At 40.7% G+C, this 16309-nt stretch carries 13 protein-coding genes and 2 pseudogenes; 10 read left to right on the top strand and 5 right to left on the bottom strand.

The features are described from left to right. Positions 1 to 172: 172 nt before the first annotated feature. A complete protein-coding gene (locus BP621_RS13385) occupies positions 173 to 4027 on the bottom strand; it encodes an AAA family ATPase (RefSeq protein ID WP_292390783.1) in 3855 nt (1284 codons plus the stop codon). Beyond that, complete coding sequence (locus BP621_RS13380; protein ID WP_292390782.1) at positions 4017 to 5330, bottom strand: metallophosphoesterase family protein; 1314 nt, start codon at positions 5328 to 5330, stop codon at positions 4017 to 4019. Before BP621_RS13380 ends, BP621_RS13385 begins: the two co-directional genes overlap by 11 nt. A 62-nt stretch (positions 5331 to 5392) precedes the next feature. Between BP621_RS13380 and BP621_RS13375 the strand changes: the two genes are divergently transcribed. The 3 genes from BP621_RS13375 to BP621_RS13365 all read left to right on the top strand — a co-directional run bounded on the left by BP621_RS13375 (position 5393) and on the right by BP621_RS13365 (position 6697). Further along, positions 5393 to 5794, top strand: coding sequence for a hypothetical protein (locus BP621_RS13375; protein WP_349682083.1), 402 nt, complete (start codon positions 5393 to 5395; stop codon positions 5792 to 5794). Positions 5795 to 6056: 262 nt separating this feature from the next. Then, entirely contained in the window at positions 6057 to 6206 is a 150-nt protein-coding gene (locus BP621_RS13370; RefSeq protein WP_292390780.1) for a hypothetical protein, read from the top strand. Positions 6207 to 6358: 152 nt separating this feature from the next. Further along, positions 6359 to 6697 carry a carboxymuconolactone decarboxylase family protein gene (locus BP621_RS13365; protein WP_292390778.1) on the top strand — a complete coding sequence of 113 codons (339 nt, stop codon included), beginning with the start codon at positions 6359 to 6361 and terminating at the stop codon, positions 6695 to 6697. A gap of 46 nt (positions 6698 to 6743) precedes the next feature. Here BP621_RS13365 and BP621_RS13360 read toward each other — a convergent pair whose 3' ends face one another. After that, on the bottom strand, positions 6744 to 7103 hold the full coding sequence (locus BP621_RS13360) for an ArsR/SmtB family transcription factor (protein WP_292390776.1): 360 nt from the start codon (positions 7101 to 7103) through the stop codon (positions 6744 to 6746). A 382-nt stretch (positions 7104 to 7485) separates the two neighbouring features. On the opposite strand from BP621_RS13360, the gene BP621_RS13355 reads away from it, so the two are divergent. The 5 genes and pseudogenes from BP621_RS13355 to BP621_RS13335 all read left to right on the top strand — a co-directional run bounded on the left by BP621_RS13355 (position 7486) and on the right by BP621_RS13335 (position 11757). Then, complete coding sequence (locus tag BP621_RS13355) at positions 7486 to 7824, top strand: ArsR/SmtB family transcription factor (protein WP_394339309.1); 339 nt, start codon at positions 7486 to 7488, stop codon at positions 7822 to 7824. A gap of 110 nt (positions 7825 to 7934) precedes the next feature. Then, positions 7935 to 8926: pseudogene (gene arsB, locus BP621_RS13350) on the top strand (ACR3 family arsenite efflux transporter). 225 nt (positions 8927 to 9151) lie between these two features. Continuing rightward, positions 9152 to 11060, top strand: a pseudogene (locus BP621_RS13345) (hydantoinase/oxoprolinase family protein). A gap of 158 nt (positions 11061 to 11218) precedes the next feature. Beyond that, entirely contained in the window at positions 11219 to 11524 is a 306-nt protein-coding gene (locus tag BP621_RS13340) for a methyltransferase domain-containing protein (protein ID WP_292390771.1), read from the top strand. 80 nt (positions 11525 to 11604) lie between these two features. Next, the gene (locus BP621_RS13335; protein ID WP_292390770.1) at positions 11605 to 11757 is read left to right on the top strand and encodes a methyltransferase domain-containing protein; all 153 of its coding nucleotides are present in this window, start codon (positions 11605 to 11607) and stop codon (positions 11755 to 11757) included. A gap of 119 nt (positions 11758 to 11876) precedes the next feature. Here BP621_RS13335 and BP621_RS13330 read toward each other — a convergent pair whose 3' ends face one another. Beyond that, positions 11877 to 12224 (bottom strand): hypothetical protein, encoded by a 348-nt coding sequence (locus BP621_RS13330; RefSeq protein ID WP_292390768.1) that lies wholly within the window; start codon positions 12222 to 12224, stop codon positions 11877 to 11879. A gap of 284 nt (positions 12225 to 12508) precedes the next feature. On the opposite strand from BP621_RS13330, the gene BP621_RS13325 reads away from it, so the two are divergent. Together BP621_RS13325 and BP621_RS13320 are read left to right on the top strand one after the other, a co-directional pair. Beyond that, positions 12509 to 13396, top strand: coding sequence for a DHHA1 domain-containing protein (locus BP621_RS13325; RefSeq protein ID WP_292390766.1), 888 nt, complete (start codon positions 12509 to 12511; stop codon positions 13394 to 13396). A 646-nt stretch (positions 13397 to 14042) separates the two neighbouring features. Further along, positions 14043 to 14267 carry a hypothetical protein gene (locus BP621_RS13320; RefSeq protein ID WP_292390763.1) on the top strand — a complete coding sequence of 75 codons (225 nt, stop codon included), beginning with the start codon at positions 14043 to 14045 and terminating at the stop codon, positions 14265 to 14267. A gap of 549 nt (positions 14268 to 14816) precedes the next feature. On the opposite strand, the gene BP621_RS13315 is transcribed toward BP621_RS13320, so the two are convergent. Continuing rightward, positions 14817 to 16055: a TIGR04279 domain-containing protein gene (locus tag BP621_RS13315; RefSeq protein WP_292390760.1), complete on the bottom strand. Its 1239-nt coding sequence runs from the start codon at positions 16053 to 16055 to the stop codon at positions 14817 to 14819. Positions 16056 to 16309 lie beyond the last annotated feature (254 nt).

Here is a 16309-nt window from a genome sequence, read left to right as displayed (position 1 = left end):
TATCTAAACTGTTTTTCTCATACATTTTTTAATAAATTTTTGTTTAGTTTTCTCCGGGCAGAAGAATGATGACTTTTATCACTGCTTCATAAATTTTATTTCCCTACCTTTCCGGCTCCATTTTACGTACCTTACTCTGAGCATTCCGGCTCTTTTACGCTTCAACTCTCTATTATACTGTATCAAGGTCTACAGCCCTGGTTTCAGGGAAACTTTCTACAAGCATCTGTACGGTTTCGGGATGGCAAGTGAAGTAAAGGACCTGGTTGTCTGATACAAGGTCCTTTATAGCTTCACATGTGCTTCTGCAGCGTTCAGGGTCAAAGTTCACCAGTACATCATCAAAAACGATTGGAAGAGATTCCGAATGCCTGCCGAATTCCCTGATGAAACCGAAGCGCAGGGAGAGATAAAGCTGTTCGGCTGTTCCCCGGCTGAGTTCCTGAATTCTCTTCTGACGCCCGTCCCGGTCTTCAACACAGATTTCGGTAGAGTTGAGCGGAGAATAAATCCTCGTGTACTTGCCTCTGGTAATCTTTGAGAAAAAGGCCTGAGCTTCCACGATAACTGCAGGCTGCCTTTCCTTTTCATAGACTTTGATTGCTTTAGCAAGGATTTCCCGAGCTAAGACCAGAGAAGCCCATTCCCTTGACTTTTCATGAACTTCTTCCAGCAGGCTTTCCTGCATTACCCTTGCCAGGGAACCTTCACTTCCGTGTTCGAGCTGTTCAATCTGGTTTCGTATCGCTCCGCGCCTGTCTATAGTATCTGAGATCTCCTGTTCCAGGGTTTTCAGGCATTCCTCCAGCCTGCGGTTTTCTTCTTTCAGGCCTGAGGGATCAGAAGCCTGCAGTTCTTCTACAAAAATCTCATACTCTTCATCATCTCCGGAAACCCTTCGGATCTGCTGTTCAGCTTCTCTTTTCTTCTTTTCTAGTTCGGTTCGCTGAGCCCAGAGCCTGGCGTTTTCATAGAATTCTTCTTCCGTCTCTGCAGAACCGGAATCAAGAAGAACTGCAAGCTCTTCTATAGCTTCTTTGTATTTATCCCGGGCTGCTTCAAGTTCAATTTTGAGTTCTTCCGATTTCGTTTTCAGCTGCTCCAGGCTTCTTGCCGCTTCGGATGCCTTTTCAAAGTCTGAACGGAGTTTTTCAACCTGGGCGTCAAAAGAGAGTCCGGAAAGCGGGCGTCCACATTCTTGCAGAACCCCGGCTACCTTTGCTTCATAGGCTTCTATCGACGTTCTGCTGGAAACTATCTGTTCTTCAAGTTTCCGGATCGCCCGCTGCCTGTCAAAGCAAGTCCGGATTACCGAAAAGATTTCAAGCACACTTTCTACTGAAAGCGAGGGGTCAAGCCCGTAAGTCCCAAGCCAGCCAGTCCACTTTTCGGACAGGGCATCACGTGCCTTTTTCTCCTCAAGGAGCCGGGCTTCCAGCTCTCCTTTTTTATGATTAAGGCTTTCGGATTCAACCTCAAGTTTTCTTGCTCTATCAGCCTGGTTAAATGCAAAACTTACGTCCTCCCGGAGCCTTGCTATTTCACTTTCGAGTGCAATTCCTGAAAAGGGCCTTCCACAGGTCTCCAGAATATTACAGGCTTTTTCTTCGTATTTTTTAACACTAGCTTCTTTGAGCTTTACCTGTTTTTCCAGTTCTTTCACATTCCTTTGTTTTTCCAGGCAGGCCCTTATCGAGGAGAGGAGCTCAAGCATATGCTCGGGAGAAAGCTCCGGGCTGAACCCTGAAGAAACGAGCCACACTTTCCATTCCTGAAGAAACTCCTCCTGCTTTGCCTCTTCGGCCCGGAGAGTATCCTCAAGTCTTGTATAACTTGTATTTAACTTATCCAGCTTCTTCTGGAGCTTTTCCTCTCTCTGGCGTAGCTCCCAGGCAGTCTTCAACTCAACTATGGCTTTCTGTAGCTCATTGGCTTTCTGTTCCCGTACCGAGGGGTCAGGAATGTCTTCAAAGCCACATATTTTTGCACGGGTTTTCATTGCTACTTTCAGTGCAGAAATCTCTCTGGATAGCTTTTCCTTTGAGTCCTGTACTTTCTGTTTCTGGAATTCAGTGTCCTCCAGGTGCTCTTCACCGGCAGGGAGAATTGAGGACTTTATATTGGCTTTCAAAAAGTATACTGCAGAAGTAGCGAAAAGAAATAAAAATATGACAAGTCCGGAAAACAGGGTGCCGTTAATGCTTTCGTAGACCAGACCAATGCAGCCTGCAAGCAGAACCATTCCTGCAGGCCAGAGGGGAAGCCCGCCCTCATATTCAGTTTCCCGGTGTCCCAAAGCTGCAAAAAGCATCTCTTCTTTTTCCATATTTTTGAGTTCGCCTTCTTTTTCTCTCAGGAGAGGTTGGGTCAACCTTAGATAGTTTACAGCTTCAAGTCCCTGATTCACCTCTTCAGGCCTGGGAAGGGGCGAGTATACCTCAATTTTCTCTTTGAGGGCTTCGATTTCCTCGCAGACTTCTCTAATTTCCCCAAGGGCAAGTTCGAGCCTGTCGCGCAGTCTCTCAATTGTTTTTTCTGCCTCCTCCATTTCCCTTCGCTTTCGGAGTACGGTTTCATTTGAAGGGATTGAACGCTCGAAAAGATCCGGGGCACCTTCATCCCATCTCTCCCCAAGCCCTGATAGAGTTTCCCTGAGTTCAGCCTTTCTGTTCTGAAGTTCCTGAGTTCCGGAGAGGAGGAAGTCCTTATCAGCCTGGTATTTCTCGATTCCGTTTCCAAGTTCGATAACCTGTTCTCTGTGTACAAGGAGGCTTTCTTCAAAAGAATTATTTTCTTGAAGGACCCTTTCAATGCTGTTAACGATCTGCTGGAGTTCGTTTCTGGCATCTTTTATTTTATCTTCAGTTTCTTCTACTGACCTTCGCATCTGGATAACGGATTCCTTTGCAGGGATAGAGCGATCAAACCGCTCCAGAGCTTCCTCATCCCAAGCTGGACCGAGTTCCAGAAGAAGCTCAGAAAGCCCGGCTTTTTCCTGCGTGAGGTTTATTTCCAGAGAAGGAAGCAATTTCTCTTCGGACCTGTACTTCTCAATTCCGCTTTCCAGTTCCAGGACCGTATCTTTTTGCCTCAGAAGGTTTTCGTCCGGGGAAAGGCTTCTTTCTTTAACGGCATTTTTTCCCAGTTCCTGCTGTAACCTAGAAATTGCCTCCCTTATTTCTTCAATTCTTTCCTGGAGCTTTGTAAGCTTTTCTTCCCCTTTTTCGGGAAAGCTCTCAAGCTTAGGTAAGTCTTCAAGGGCAGTTTTTGACTCACGGAGAACCTTCCAGTCTTCCCAGACGGAAAGCAGGTTTTGAATGTGGTTTAATTTTTTCCTTATATTCTGAGACTTTTGTTTTAATTGGTCGATGTCCAGGGTTCTCTGTTCCATTTCGAAATGAAGCGAATCGTATTTCTTCTGGGCTCCCTCAAGTTCGGCAATTTTTACTTCAGTTTTTCCTATTTCCCTGAACAGCTCATTTATAAGGGGTTTGCTACCTCTAGGTTTATACAGGTTGTTTTCAATGCTGCTGATTGAATTCATCAGGCCTGAAATAGAAACTCCAACTCCAGTGCCAGCACTGTAGAGTTTACTGTTGATGCTCTGGTCGTTCAGTGTCTCAAAACTCTGCAGTTCTTCAAGGCCAAAAGCATAGATATTTTCAAAGACGTTTCTGTCGGCGTGGCCTAGGAGTTTAAGAAGTTCAGCTCTGCCTCCTATATTCCCATCTGGAAGCACAACTTTTACATCTTCTTTTCGACCTATTTTTCTCTCTATCACCCATCGATCTCCGGCAGAATCAATGACTGCAAGCCTTCCCCCATGCTTCCCTCCTTCAAGTGGAGGATAGAGGTTGCAGAGCCTTGTGTTAGGGATACCAAAAAACATTCTCCGGATAAAAGTGAATAATGTTGATTTTCCTGCCTCATTTGCCCCTGTAAAAATGACCAGGCCGGAGGGCAGATCTTCCATAGACAAGCTGGAAAACTTGCCGAAGCCATCAATATGGATGGCGTTAATTTTCATTATCTTCCTCCGTAAGTAAGGCATCAAGCAGGATATTTTCAGCGTGCTGAATCAGGGAGTTCATTTCTTCAGCATCAATTCTGGCAATGTGTTTTCTCCCGTTTCTGGAACCAAAAAGCGGGGAAAGGACTTCACGGAACTCATTCCGGGCTTTTTCATCGGTCTTCAAGCCGTCTACGATTTTTACCAGATCTCCCATAAAATCTTCCCTTTTCAGAAGAAGCTCCCTTTCTACGGGAAAGAGCGTCTCATTTTCAATGCGTTCTACCCAGATGAACTGCCGACCCCGGATCTCGTTCTCCCTGAGCAAATGCAGGAGATCTTCAAGAAATCCCTCTTCCCTGAGAGTACGGTGAAGTGGTCCCCTTCCTTTAAGGACAAACCTGCAAATCGCAGACCGTCCTCCGGAATTTTCCCTTATGTCATCAAGCTGGCTTTGAAGACTTTCTATTAGCTCCCCTTCTTTTTCCAGTCCTTCTATGGAAATTTCCCTGATATGCCAGCGGACAGAATCAGTTTCTATGAATCTGGTAGAAATATCTCCTCCTGAAGAAACATCCACAACAAAGCACCCTCTGGCTCCGGTTTCGCCGGGATGCCTGCCCTGTGGATTGCCAGGATATATCACAACTGGATCTTCTTTGCAAACTATAGAAGGAGTATGGATGTGGCCAAGAGCCCAGTAGTCATAGTTGAGCTCCCTGAGGTCCTGCAGGGTACAAGGTGCATAAGGGTCATGCTCCGAGGTGCTTCCCACGCTGCAATGCAGCAGCCCTATGGTAAACGGCCAGTTATCACCTTTTCTTGGGAAGTTTTTCACAAGATTTTTCATTATGTGCTGTGTTGGATAGCTCATCCCCACTATAAAGGCGGCACTTACTCCTTCTTTTTTGAATTCCACAACTTTGGCCCTATCCCCATTCATGATATGTACATTTCCGGGCCATGTCAGGCTTGCCGACCAGTCGTTTAGAGGATCATGGTTCCCGTGGCAGATAAAAACCTGAATCCCGGCGGTTTCGAGCTTCCTTAGCCCCTCTATAAACCTGACCTGCGCATAAAGACTCTTGTCGGCACTGTCATACACATCCCCCGCAATAAGCAGAAAGTCGACTTCTTCATCCATACAGAGCTCAATAATTGCCTCATAAGCCTGAAAGGTAGCTTTCGCAAGCCTTTTCCCAAGCTCAGGTTCAATTCCGGAAATTCCAGTAAATGGACTGTCAAGGTGTAAATCCGCAGCATGGATAAAACTCAAAGTCCCGACCCTGCCAGCATCTGCCGACACTTTTGTTTTTTTCATTGGAGATACCACTAACATATTTACAATATTTATACCTCCAACTGTATATTAAATCCAATTAAATATTTTGGTTTGAGAGTTCAAAAACGAATCCGAAAATAAATTGTCTCGTCATCTGTGGAGAGGAAAGTGACCATCTTGCAGGCGAATCCATTATTTCTCTTGCCGAAAACGGAGTTTCCACAATGACAGGTTTAAGAAAAATAATAGGCTCAAATGCTCCTTTGCCCTATTTGAATGAAATTCCAATGACTGAAATTTCCTGTTTTCTCAGGGAAATAAAAGTAATAGACCTCATTGGAAATAAAGATCCTGTCACTATCCAGAAAGCTATCGACTCATGCACCACCCCTGCAAGAAGCGAAGCCTATATCATATCAATGCCTGAAATCAATGAAAATACTTGGAGAAAGTATGAGAAATTGGTAACTCAAAAAGTGAGGTCGAAAATAAAGAAAGGATGAGCTGGAAAAACACGGAAAAGAAAATTGGATCTGAATTCATTACCTTTAGCTTAGCTGGGCAATCTTTGCATCTTAACAGATGCTTGTCTAGTAGGTATTATTTCTCTATGTAAAGTTCTAAAAATGTTAACTTTACTGATAGACCGACAAGTCGATCTAACACGTATCAACTATTCTTGATACTCATCATGAGGGTTTTTAAATTTGAATTCTTAATATAATTCATATAAGTTTTGAACTCAGCTATTAAGGAGTCTAGCAAATGAAAAAAGAAAAAAGTGTGGTGCAAGAAGAGAATTCTGAAAACAATCCCACAGATAATGAGGAAGACTTACTGTACACACATAAGTCCGAATCCAAAGATAACACTATGCGATGGAATTCTTCCCTTTGCAAAAGACCTGGCCATTAAAATTACTGAAATAATTGACAATATTGTTTCAGAATAAAAACTTAAAAAATAGCTTTAGAATTTTGATTCATTATAGAGAAATAGATTTACTTTGAACTTAAACAGTTTGTAACTCAATCTATTAAGATATTTATAAACAAGGAGATATTTAAATGTCTTTTTTGAACGAAATACTACCTGAAACTGCGGAAGCTTACGGACAAATGAGAAATTCCATTTTTAAAGACGGGTATCTGGATCTCAAAACCAAAGAACTTATAGCCATTGTTTCTTCTGTCCTAATGCGTTGCCAGTTCTGCGTTGATACACACTCCAAAAGAGCAATTGCTGCAGGAGCTACGAAGGAAGAAATTGCTGAAGCTATTTCAGTCGCCATGTTCGTTGCTGCCGGTTCACAGATAGGATGGACAAATGTATATGACAAAATCTTTGAAAAAGGTCAGGAAAAAGGTCAGGAAAAAGAAGACTGCTGCTGTTGCTGTAAGGACTAAAACCTTAGTCGTTATGTTATTCTTCTTTCAGGCACCTGTTACCTTTTTATTCGGATTTTTTGTTTTTTATTTGCGAGATAGTATTAAAAATGTTTCTGAATTCCGGATTTAATTTGTAAAAGTGCCATTTTGAACTGCTGTATGCTTCGACGATCCCACAGTTTTTCATAATTGCCAGGTGATGAGAAACAAGGTTCTGCCTTTCATTTAGTTTAAATATTAATTCACAAACGCAGTGATCTCTCTGAGAGAGAAAGTAAGCAATTTTCAGTCTTATTGGATGCCCGAGAGCGCTGAATATCTCACTGGCTTTCTTTATGTCATTGTCCAGAAAATCAATTTCCTGGAGCATTTTATCTTCCCATTCCTTCTTTTTCTCAGGGTCGGTAGGACAACAATAGTTCATAAATAAAACAAGTTAAGCTTTCTAATTAAGATTTTTCATATCAATTTTGTTTGATATATGAAATGCTCTTACTTATATTCAATCGTTTCTTTACTTAAAAATCTTAGATATACTTATGGCAGCGAGTTTAAACGTTCACCGTTTTTCAAAGAGCTTTCCAAAAAAAATCCTTGAAGTCACTTCCTCCCTCAAAATTTGGAATAATTAATTGATCTTCTGTTTAGGAGGATGTCACTGAATTTCTCTCTTTATATAAATATAATTGGTTATGAGATGAGCTGTTAATCTACGTGTGATTAGTAATCAGTAGTGAAAATAAAATCAGTATTTTTAAATCGCATATGAGTATATATAATTATACTCATATAATGTGGTGATGCCCGTGGACCTCGTTGATATTCTTAAAGCATTGGCTGATGAAAACCGGCTAAGGATACTGAATATTCTAAGAAACGGTGAATTATGTGTCTGTGATATTGAAACTGTTCTGGGTATTAAACAATCTAACACTTCAAGGCATTTGAATAGGCTCAAAGTTTCAGGGATAATCACTTCCCAAAAAAAGTCCAAGTGGGTATACTATCGATTAAAGGATGAAACTTTCAAAGACTTTTCCTTTCTTTCAGTAATTCTTAACGATGAAGTGGAGAAAATTGACATTTGTAAAAAAGATCTAGAACTGCTGGAGAAGATCAAAGCAAGTGGTAGATGCTGCGATTGAATGAGAAGTTATAGATTTATTAAAAAAAAGAGGTATCCTATCTGCAAGAATCCGTTGTATCAAAATTATCGTTCTTGAACCGTTATTTAACCCTATGGATTTTTCTGGCTATGTTTGTTGGTGTAGGACTTGGTTTTGTCTATCCTGGTTTTGCAGACTTTTTAAAAAGTTTATCCATTGGTACAACCTCGATTCCTATAGCCATCGGTTTGATAGTTATGATGTATCCTCCGCTGGTACGGGTTAAATATGAGGAATTAGGCAAGGTATTTAGAAATCACAAGGTGCTGGGTCTGTCGTTATTACAAAATTGGATTATTGGCCCTATTTTGATGTTCATCCTGGCAATTGTATTTTTGAAAGATTATCCTGAGTACATGGTAGGTGTCATTTTAATTGGTCTTGCCAGGTGCATCGCCATGGTTATTGTTTGGAACAGCCTGGCAGATGGAGATAACGAGTATGCTGCTGCCCTTGTTGCTTTCAATTCTATCTTTCAATTGGTCTTCTACTCCATTTTTGCTTACTTCTTTATAACCATACTACCTGAATGGCTTGGACTTAGTGGTATGGAAATACATATATCCATGGGAGAAGTTGCCAGGAGTGTTGCAATCTATCTTGGAATTCCTTTTGCAGCTGGTTTCTTAACTCGATACTTCTTACGTCCATCAAAAGGAGCTGAATGGTATGATAACAAACTCATTCCTACAATAGGTCCGATTTCACTTTATGCCTTACTGTTCACGATTATTGTTATGTTCTCGTTAAAAGGCGAATACATTGTTGCACTGCCACTGGACGTTGTAAGGATTGCAATACCCCTCTTAATATATTTTGTAATTATGTTCGGTGTCTCATTCCTGATCTGTAAACAAATGGGAGTTAATTATGAACAGACAACATCTCTTGCTTTTACTGCGGCCAGTAACAATTTTGAATTGGCAATTGCTGTGGCAGCAGCAGTTTTTGGCATCAATTCTGGGCAGGCATTCGCAGCTGTGGTAGGTCCTCTCATTGAAGTACCGTAATGATCGGACTTGTTAATGTTGCACTTAAATGGAGAAAGAAATATTTTTCCAAAAATTACAAATTAGCTTGAAAGTTAGCAAAGAAGCCTTACAACTTAGTATAGAGTCAATTAAAGCTTCGATTACATGAGTATACTTTCTGTGTTTAAGGAATTTATCTTCTCACAGAATTTATTCTTTTATTTACCTTTTATTGCCAGCTATTTATTAAAAATCTGACATCCAGTAACTCGTACAAATTAAACTTAGCCTAGAAATACATGTTTCTCATAAAGTAAAAAGGAGTAGTTTTCAGTATGCAATACAGCCTTGGGATTGATGCAGGAGGCACATACACCGATGCAGTGCTTGTAAGGGATACTGATGGTGCCATTGTTGACTCAAATAAGTCGCTCACCACTTATCCAGACTTCCATCCCGGCATCAAAAACGCAATAGATGGCTTAAATCAAGAATATTTGAAAAATGTAAAACTTGTTTCGGTTTCCACAACCCTTTCCACAAACATTATCTTGGAAGGAACCGGATTTCCAGTAGGTCTGATCCTTATTGGGGCCCACCCTTTTGAGAAGCAATTGCCTACAAAGCATATTCTTTTTGCATCCGGTGGACATGATCAGAATGGAGAAGAAGAGGCTCCTCTTGATCTGGAAACTATTGAGAAGTTTGTCCTGAGAGTAAAGGACAAGGTTTCTGCTTTTGCCGTTTCTTCCTATTTCAGTACGAGGAACCCTGAGCATGAAATCATAGTAAAAGACCGAGTTCTTGAACTTACAGGCCTTCCCGCTGTTTGTGGACATGAGCTTTCCCAAGAACTTGGAGCTTACGAAAGAGCAGTTACAGCTTTTCTCAATGCTCAGCTGATCCCGATAACAAGGCAGTTCGTGAAATCTGTTATCAAGGATACACAAGAGCGTGGAATCAATGCTAGGCTCCTTATGCTCAAATGCGATGGCTCTGTTGTCGGAATCAAAGATGCCCTGAAAAAACCTATTGAAACTATTTTTCTGGCCCTGCAGCAAGCTTAGTTGGAGCCTCTTATCTTTCTGGACTTGAGACCTGTGTCGTAATTGATGTAGGTGGAACGAGCACAGATATTTCCTCTATCTTCATGGGTGTCCCTGACCTGAGCAAAGAGGGCGCAGTCGTGGGCGGCTGGAAGACTAGAGTTAAAGCTATTAGAATGGAAACAACGGCTACAGGTGGAGACAGTCATATCTGGGTTGTGGACCGAGAACTTTTCCTCGGACCCAGGCGAGTTATGCCTCTGGCAGTAGCTGCGGTAAAATATCCATATTTCTTGAATAACTTCAAAAGGACTCCCTTGTATATCGGAGAAGATCTTGGGGAGAATATTCAGCCCACAAAGTTTTTTGTAAGGTCTGGTTACCCAACAGGAGAATTGAGCAGGGCTGAAGCTGAAGTGCTGAAGGTTATTGGAGAAGAACCCGTTTCAGTACCTGAAATCAAAGCCCTTACTCGAAAAGACTTTCATCCTCAGACTTTAGATTCCCTTATCAAAAAGCGCCTTGTGCAGGCAATTGGTTTCACTCCTACTGACGCTCTGCATGTGTTGGGAGAATATACAGCTTGGAACGAAGAGGCTTCCCGTATAGGGGCGGAGAGACTTTCCAGAATCATGCGCATGACACCAGTGGAATTCTGCACTGCTGTAAAAAAGAGAGTTGCCAGAAACATGGCACTTCATCTGCTCTCATATGTCCTGGTAGGAGTTCCGAAATCAGCCATTGCAAAAATAATTGATGGGAACTATCCTACGAAATTCAAATTGGAAGTTCCAGTTGTTTTGCTTGGAGGTCCTGTCCGAGCGTACGGAAAATAATTGGAGAGCTTTGTTGATGCTGAGATCTTGGTTCCAGAATATGCTGAGGTAGGAAATGCTGTTGGTACGCTTGTAGGAAGAGGAATTAAACGAGTTGAAATTCTAATAAGACCAGCAAGTCTAATGTCTCCTGACAAAGATTTCCTGGTTTTTGCTCCAGGCAACAGGCTAAGATTTGACGCTTATTCAGAGGCTCTAGACACTGTAGTTGAATTTGGGAAAAGCTTGTCGCAGATTACATGAAAGATTGCGGCCTTAGAGGAAATCAAGTCGAGATTTCAGTTGAGAAGAAGACGATATCTCCTGACGGCTGGAATCATCCTCCTATGGAAACGAACCTTCTAGTTATGGGAGTAGGGTGAGGGAAAGATCTGCCTGAACTAGATTCTTATCAAGGGATCGTAAATATGATCAACGGGTGTTTAAATCACTATTTAAAGGTCGAAAAACGTGATTTATAAGCAGCTTAGCATAAATTGTCTGAGATATCTAGAAACTATTAAGGATTGATGAATAACTAATGAGTAAAAGAGAAGGCGATACCTGTGGATGCCCTGTTGTTCTGGTGGATGTTGTGGAGATTCAAGTAACAGATCTGTCAAAATCTATTGGCTATTCTGAAAATGATCTCAAGGCTGCTCCAGATGCGAATCTGGGTCTTGGTTGTGGCAATCCTACAGCTTTTTTGAAATTAAATCCAGGATATACTGTACTAGACCTTGGGTCAGGAGCAGGCTTTGACTGTTTCCTTGCTGTACAGAAGGTAGGAAGGTCAGGGAAAGTTATTGGAGTTGATATGACCCAGGCTATGGTCGAAAAAGCATAGGCAAATGCCCTGAAATCTGGTTATCCAAATGTCGAGTTTCGTCTGGGAGATATCGAAGCTCTTCCGGTTGAGAGCGTATAGTGGATGTTATCATCATTAATTGCGTGATTAACCTTGCTCCAAATAAAGAAAAAGTTTTTAAAGAAGTCTTCCGGGTTTTGAAACCAAGTGGTGCAATGTATATTTCGGACATAGTTCTTCTGGCCGAACTTTATAATAACTGGTCAATTTAGGATTTCTACAAAGCCAATTTTTCCATATAGTTATGTCTCGGCACGTAATCCTGATTTTTGCCTAGGGATAAAAAATTAAGGGTAGAGTGAGAATAAAGTTTAGAGCCGAGAATATCAATTTAAACTCTTTCTTCTTCCTTTTCAGGGTTCATGAACTCTTCGAAACATGTAATACAGATACATTTATCGTCAGTGGATTTTTCTTTAAAATCTACCTTGGGACCACCAGGTTTTATAGTTCCTAGCCTTAGTACATAAAAATGCTCACCGAATTCGACTGGCTGTCCACATCTCGAGCATAAGAAGGGTGGATTCTCAACCGATTCAGTTGCACACTCAATGCATATCAGATCGGACTTATCCCCATGAACGTCCTTGAATTTTATTGGTTTCATATCTTGGCTGGTATCAACAACAAGTATATCTTCCAGCAGTTCCCGACCACAAATATTGCAAAATTCTTTCACTTTATTGCCTCCCTTCATTATGTCGCCTCTGTTTTCCAGATAATTTTTCACAAAATTATGTTTAAGCCTGCAGGGTGTTTAGTGTCTCCCTTTTTCACTGAACTTTTTCCCCTTTTGACTTATATTACTTATATAGAACTAGATGTTTAAAAATATTTTTATTTAAACTTATTATCACTTATTTGAGTATCTTTCACACCGAGTTTTCTTTAAATACATCCTGAACTTAATTGTGCAGCAGAAAACATGCCAGATAGATCCTGTTAACTGATGGGGAATCGAAAATGATAGATAATAAACGTATGATTTTAATCTATTACCATGACGATAATGACGGATGCTGTGCAGCCGCTGTCGCTGGGAATTCCTATGACCGGAATGAATTTTCTGTACAGTTTGTTGCTATAAACTACGGTAAAGAATCTTGGAGTGAGGAAGAAATAAAGGCAGCCGAAAAAGTATGGTTTGTGGATTTTACAAGCGATAAAATGGATGAATTCGTAAAGGCTTGCGGGCCTAAACTGGTCTGGATAGATCATCATAAAACCGCTATGGAGAAGTTTCCGGACCTGTGGAATTCAAGCAGTATTCCAGGAACCCGATCTCTTGAAAAGGCAGCCTGTGTACTTACATGGGAGTTTATGCACCCTGGATTTATTTCACTTCCTGTGGCTGTTGCCTATATTGGGGATAAAGACCTGTGGAAGTTTGAACACGTTCAGACTAAGGCTTTCACTGCAGGCTTCAGTCTGATGGTGAAAACTCCTAATGATGAAGTATGGGATGTGCTTCTTGGTTCTGAATACGAGGATATCGTAAATGAAATGATCTCTATCGGTGAATTACTCTTGGAGGCTCAAGGTTACAAAATTCAGAAAGCGTTTGACCGTGGGATAGACTGCGTTTTCCACAACTGGAAAGCGAGGCTTGTAAACACTACCGGGAACATCTCCGAGCTTGGAGAGTTTATCTACAAAAAGCCTGGATATGATATTGCTATCATGTGGCAGGCTGTAGAGGATATGGTAGTATTCAGCTTGAGGTCTGATTCCGGGAATCCTGACTCCCCAGATTGTGCCGAAATTGCTCAGCAGTACGGTGGTGGAGGACACAAAAACGCGGCTGGATTCCAGAAAAAGAATATGGATTTTCCACGCCTGTTTTTCACATGAAATCGACCCTGATAGCTTGGAGAAATAATGCATCCTGGTTCGAAATTTATCACGGGGCTATCAGGCAAGATCACCTCCAATTGCATCTGAAAATCCCACTCGAGTCTTTTCTTTATTTTTCTTACATTAGAAGCGCGGAGGTCACGAATCTCCCATCTTTTAGAGGCTGTCCGACAATCAATTTCAGGGCAAAAAATAAGCAAAAATGAGGTCTTAAAGGCTTTAAATTGAAAAAGAAAGGTTTTTATAATCGACAGTAATCTTGGAATCGCCAGTTTAGAGTGCAGTTACCGCATGCAATTATACTTTTTATTTCCAGTAAATCGTCAACCAGATACTATCCCTTGCAAAATGCTCTTGAATTCTCAGGTTTTGTGGATTTTTGTCTTTCTGTAGTCTAAAATGCCTGAAGTGACCCTTTTTCTCAAATATATAATTTATTCATATCTTAACTTTTAGAAAAGTATTTATATTTTAAAATTTTCTTACCCAAGATAATTTGTCCGGTTCTATAAATTGTAGTAGGATCTATTAACCTGGAGGTTACTTTACGTTTAAAAATATAATTCGGTTCTATAATGTAAACAGTCTGACTAGAAGTCCTTTCAAGCACAGCTTGACTGTTCGATTTAACAATTTTATAAAAATGGAGTTTAATCCACTATACTGGTTTACCCTTCCAGGTTTTGTTCTCTGTTCAGGTGGGTTATACATAGGCCTTGATTTGTTACAGACTTTCTGTCTTGGCGGAAGACTTGCCTTTGGGCCGACGGTTTTGATGGTAATTCTAACCTTTATAGGGACGGGTATGATTTTTACCGGAATTCTGCTCCATTCTATCTTGGGTTTATTCAGGTATCTACGGGAATAAACCGATAGCTCCTAAAGATTTACTTAATGAGCTTATCCCAAAAACAATTTTGTTCTCAAATCAGTAAAGTTTTATAACTATTTTCCATATCGCAAACTCAGTTAATCATTTGGAATATGGGATTGAGAGACGCGATTTTAAGTTTTGGGATCAGCTTAATAGCCTTCTCAATAACGGATTTTCGGTTTCCAATAGTCTTTCTCATTAGTGTTTTTTCTGTCGCCTATGGTCTTATCAATATTGATTCTCTGCTGCACATAAAAATGAGAAAAGCTATTGACTGAAAATAAATATTGAATGGTTTGGAACTATAGACTGAGGATTTTACAATTTAATAAAGGAAAGCCAAAATACAAAATTAAAAAAATAAAAAAAGAAGGCGGTTCCCTAAAGAAATCCGCCTTTTCAAGCCTTTAACTCTTTTCTGTCTTGCTGTTTTTAGAGTTTTAATCTTTTTGTTTTAACCTTTTATTCCCGACGCTGATCAGGTCGGCTCAAAATCTGTTTTCTGAATCCGGGATCTCTGTTTGCTTCCAAGCCCTGATCCGATTATATCGGCGAGGTTCCTTTTGTGCATATTGTCAGTTCTTTCTGGTCTATGCCCACAAGGCCTTTGCCAGGTTCATAGGCGCCTGTAAAGAGGAGGTAGTCTCCTGGCAGGAGGTCGAAGGTTGTCAGGGAAAGGGTGTCCTGTTTCTTCTCGCCTATGCTTATCGTACCATTGCCTTGTCCAATAAAAGTCTGGATCTCGTTTGAAAGTTCACTTTTGCTTAACTTGGATTCATAGTTTGTGGAGTTAATGCCTAGGTCCCTGAGGTCGATATCGTTAACGAAAACGTCGGTCCCGGCTCTTGTTCCGTTGCTGCTGACGTTTATTTCAGCTTTATAGGCCTCTTTATTTATTAGCAGGGCACCGTATGTAAATTCTCCATTGGCAGGTGCGTCTTTCAGACACATCTTAACATCAAGGTTGTCACCTTCGTCAAGAGTATCGACTGCATCCGTTTTCAGTTCATAGTTAACTACTTCAAAGCAAGTTGCTGAGAGAACTTTCTTTTCCATACCGTATTTTTCCTTTTCGGCTTTATCCTTTTTGTCTTTGTCGTCTGCAAGTGTTATAAGGATGCCGTAACTCCCTGGTTCAAGAGAGTCAAAGGTAAGAGGTTTAGTCAGGTCTCCTTTTTTGTCCAGAGTTGCGCGTGTTTTGGTGTAAGAATTCGTACCTTCGCTAAAAACTTTTTCCAGGCTTATGGTTTTGTTATTCGCGAGATCAATGGCTTCTTCGATGGAACCCACACCAAGACCCTTGACAAGATAAATATCCACTTCCTGTTTTTTAAATGCTGAAGGACCATTATAGTCCATTGTCACTTTCTGGTTTTCAGTATAAAATGGATGCGTGGAATATGGGTACGTAAATTCCAGTTCAGTATTTTTCTCTTTGTCTGAATCTGGTCTTGTGTTTGGCTCTTCTGGGTTTAGTTTAACTGTGGTTCCTGCCCTCTCCAGGCAATTTGTCCCACAATAGCTAAAACTAAGAGGTTGTGGAAGCTGGATTTCTTTTCCTCCGCTGAGTTGAATCCATCCGCCTTCAGTCTGGCTGTCATCATGGTCTGCAAAAAGGACGCTATCCCCGTTTTTCTCGATAGATGCAACCCAGAGCCCTTTTTCACCTTTTTCGGAAAGAGCGGCAGATATTGAAATAAGCGCGAAAATACATATCAAAATCGCAAGTGTTAATTTGAACTTTCTGGTATGTATTCCATTTGTTCCTATTTTTTTCTTCAATCGTTACACCCCTAAATTAATATTTATTGTTTTATCCCGGACTTTTGCTATATATTTTTTAATTTTGTTTATTATCTACTTCATTAATTATTAAGCTTTCATCCGCGAATTTCTCTTTTAAAAAATTTGTCTTTTTATTTAATTAATTCACATTCATATATTTTCTCTACAAGAAACGTCTACTATTAATATGTATTTATAGTTTATCGAAACTCTCTCCAAAGAATTCCGAAAAAATTTTTATTTAAAATCCT

The sequence above is a fragment of the Methanosarcina sp. UBA5 genome (genome assembly GCF_002505485.1).
GTDB lineage: Archaea > Halobacteriota > Methanosarcinia > Methanosarcinales > Methanosarcinaceae > Methanosarcina.
The sequence above is the reverse complement of the archived record's forward strand: the minus strand, read 5'-3'. Positions and strand labels throughout refer to the sequence as shown.

What these genes read in the sequence shown, in the direction of transcription:
- BP621_RS13385 (WP_292390783.1), bottom strand. Translation starts at nt 4,027, where the DNA reads ATGAAAATTAACGCCATCCATATTGATGGCTTCGGCAAGTTTTCCAGC.
- BP621_RS13380 (WP_292390782.1), bottom strand. Translation starts at nt 5,330, where the DNA reads ATGAAAAAAACAAAAGTGTCGGCAGATGCTGGCAGGGTCGGGACTTTG.
- BP621_RS13370 (WP_292390780.1), top strand. Translation starts at nt 6,057, where the DNA reads ATGAAAAAAGAAAAAAGTGTGGTGCAAGAAGAGAATTCTGAAAACAAT.
- BP621_RS13365 (WP_292390778.1), top strand. Translation starts at nt 6,359, where the DNA reads ATGTCTTTTTTGAACGAAATACTACCTGAAACTGCGGAAGCTTACGGA.
- BP621_RS13360 (WP_292390776.1), bottom strand. Translation starts at nt 7,103, where the DNA reads ATGAACTATTGTTGTCCTACCGACCCTGAGAAAAAGAAGGAATGGGAA.
- BP621_RS13340 (WP_292390771.1), top strand. Translation starts at nt 11,219, where the DNA reads ATGAGTAAAAGAGAAGGCGATACCTGTGGATGCCCTGTTGTTCTGGTG.
- BP621_RS13325 (WP_292390766.1), top strand. Translation starts at nt 12,509, where the DNA reads ATGATAGATAATAAACGTATGATTTTAATCTATTACCATGACGATAAT.
- BP621_RS13320 (WP_292390763.1), top strand. Translation starts at nt 14,043, where the DNA reads ATGGAGTTTAATCCACTATACTGGTTTACCCTTCCAGGTTTTGTTCTC.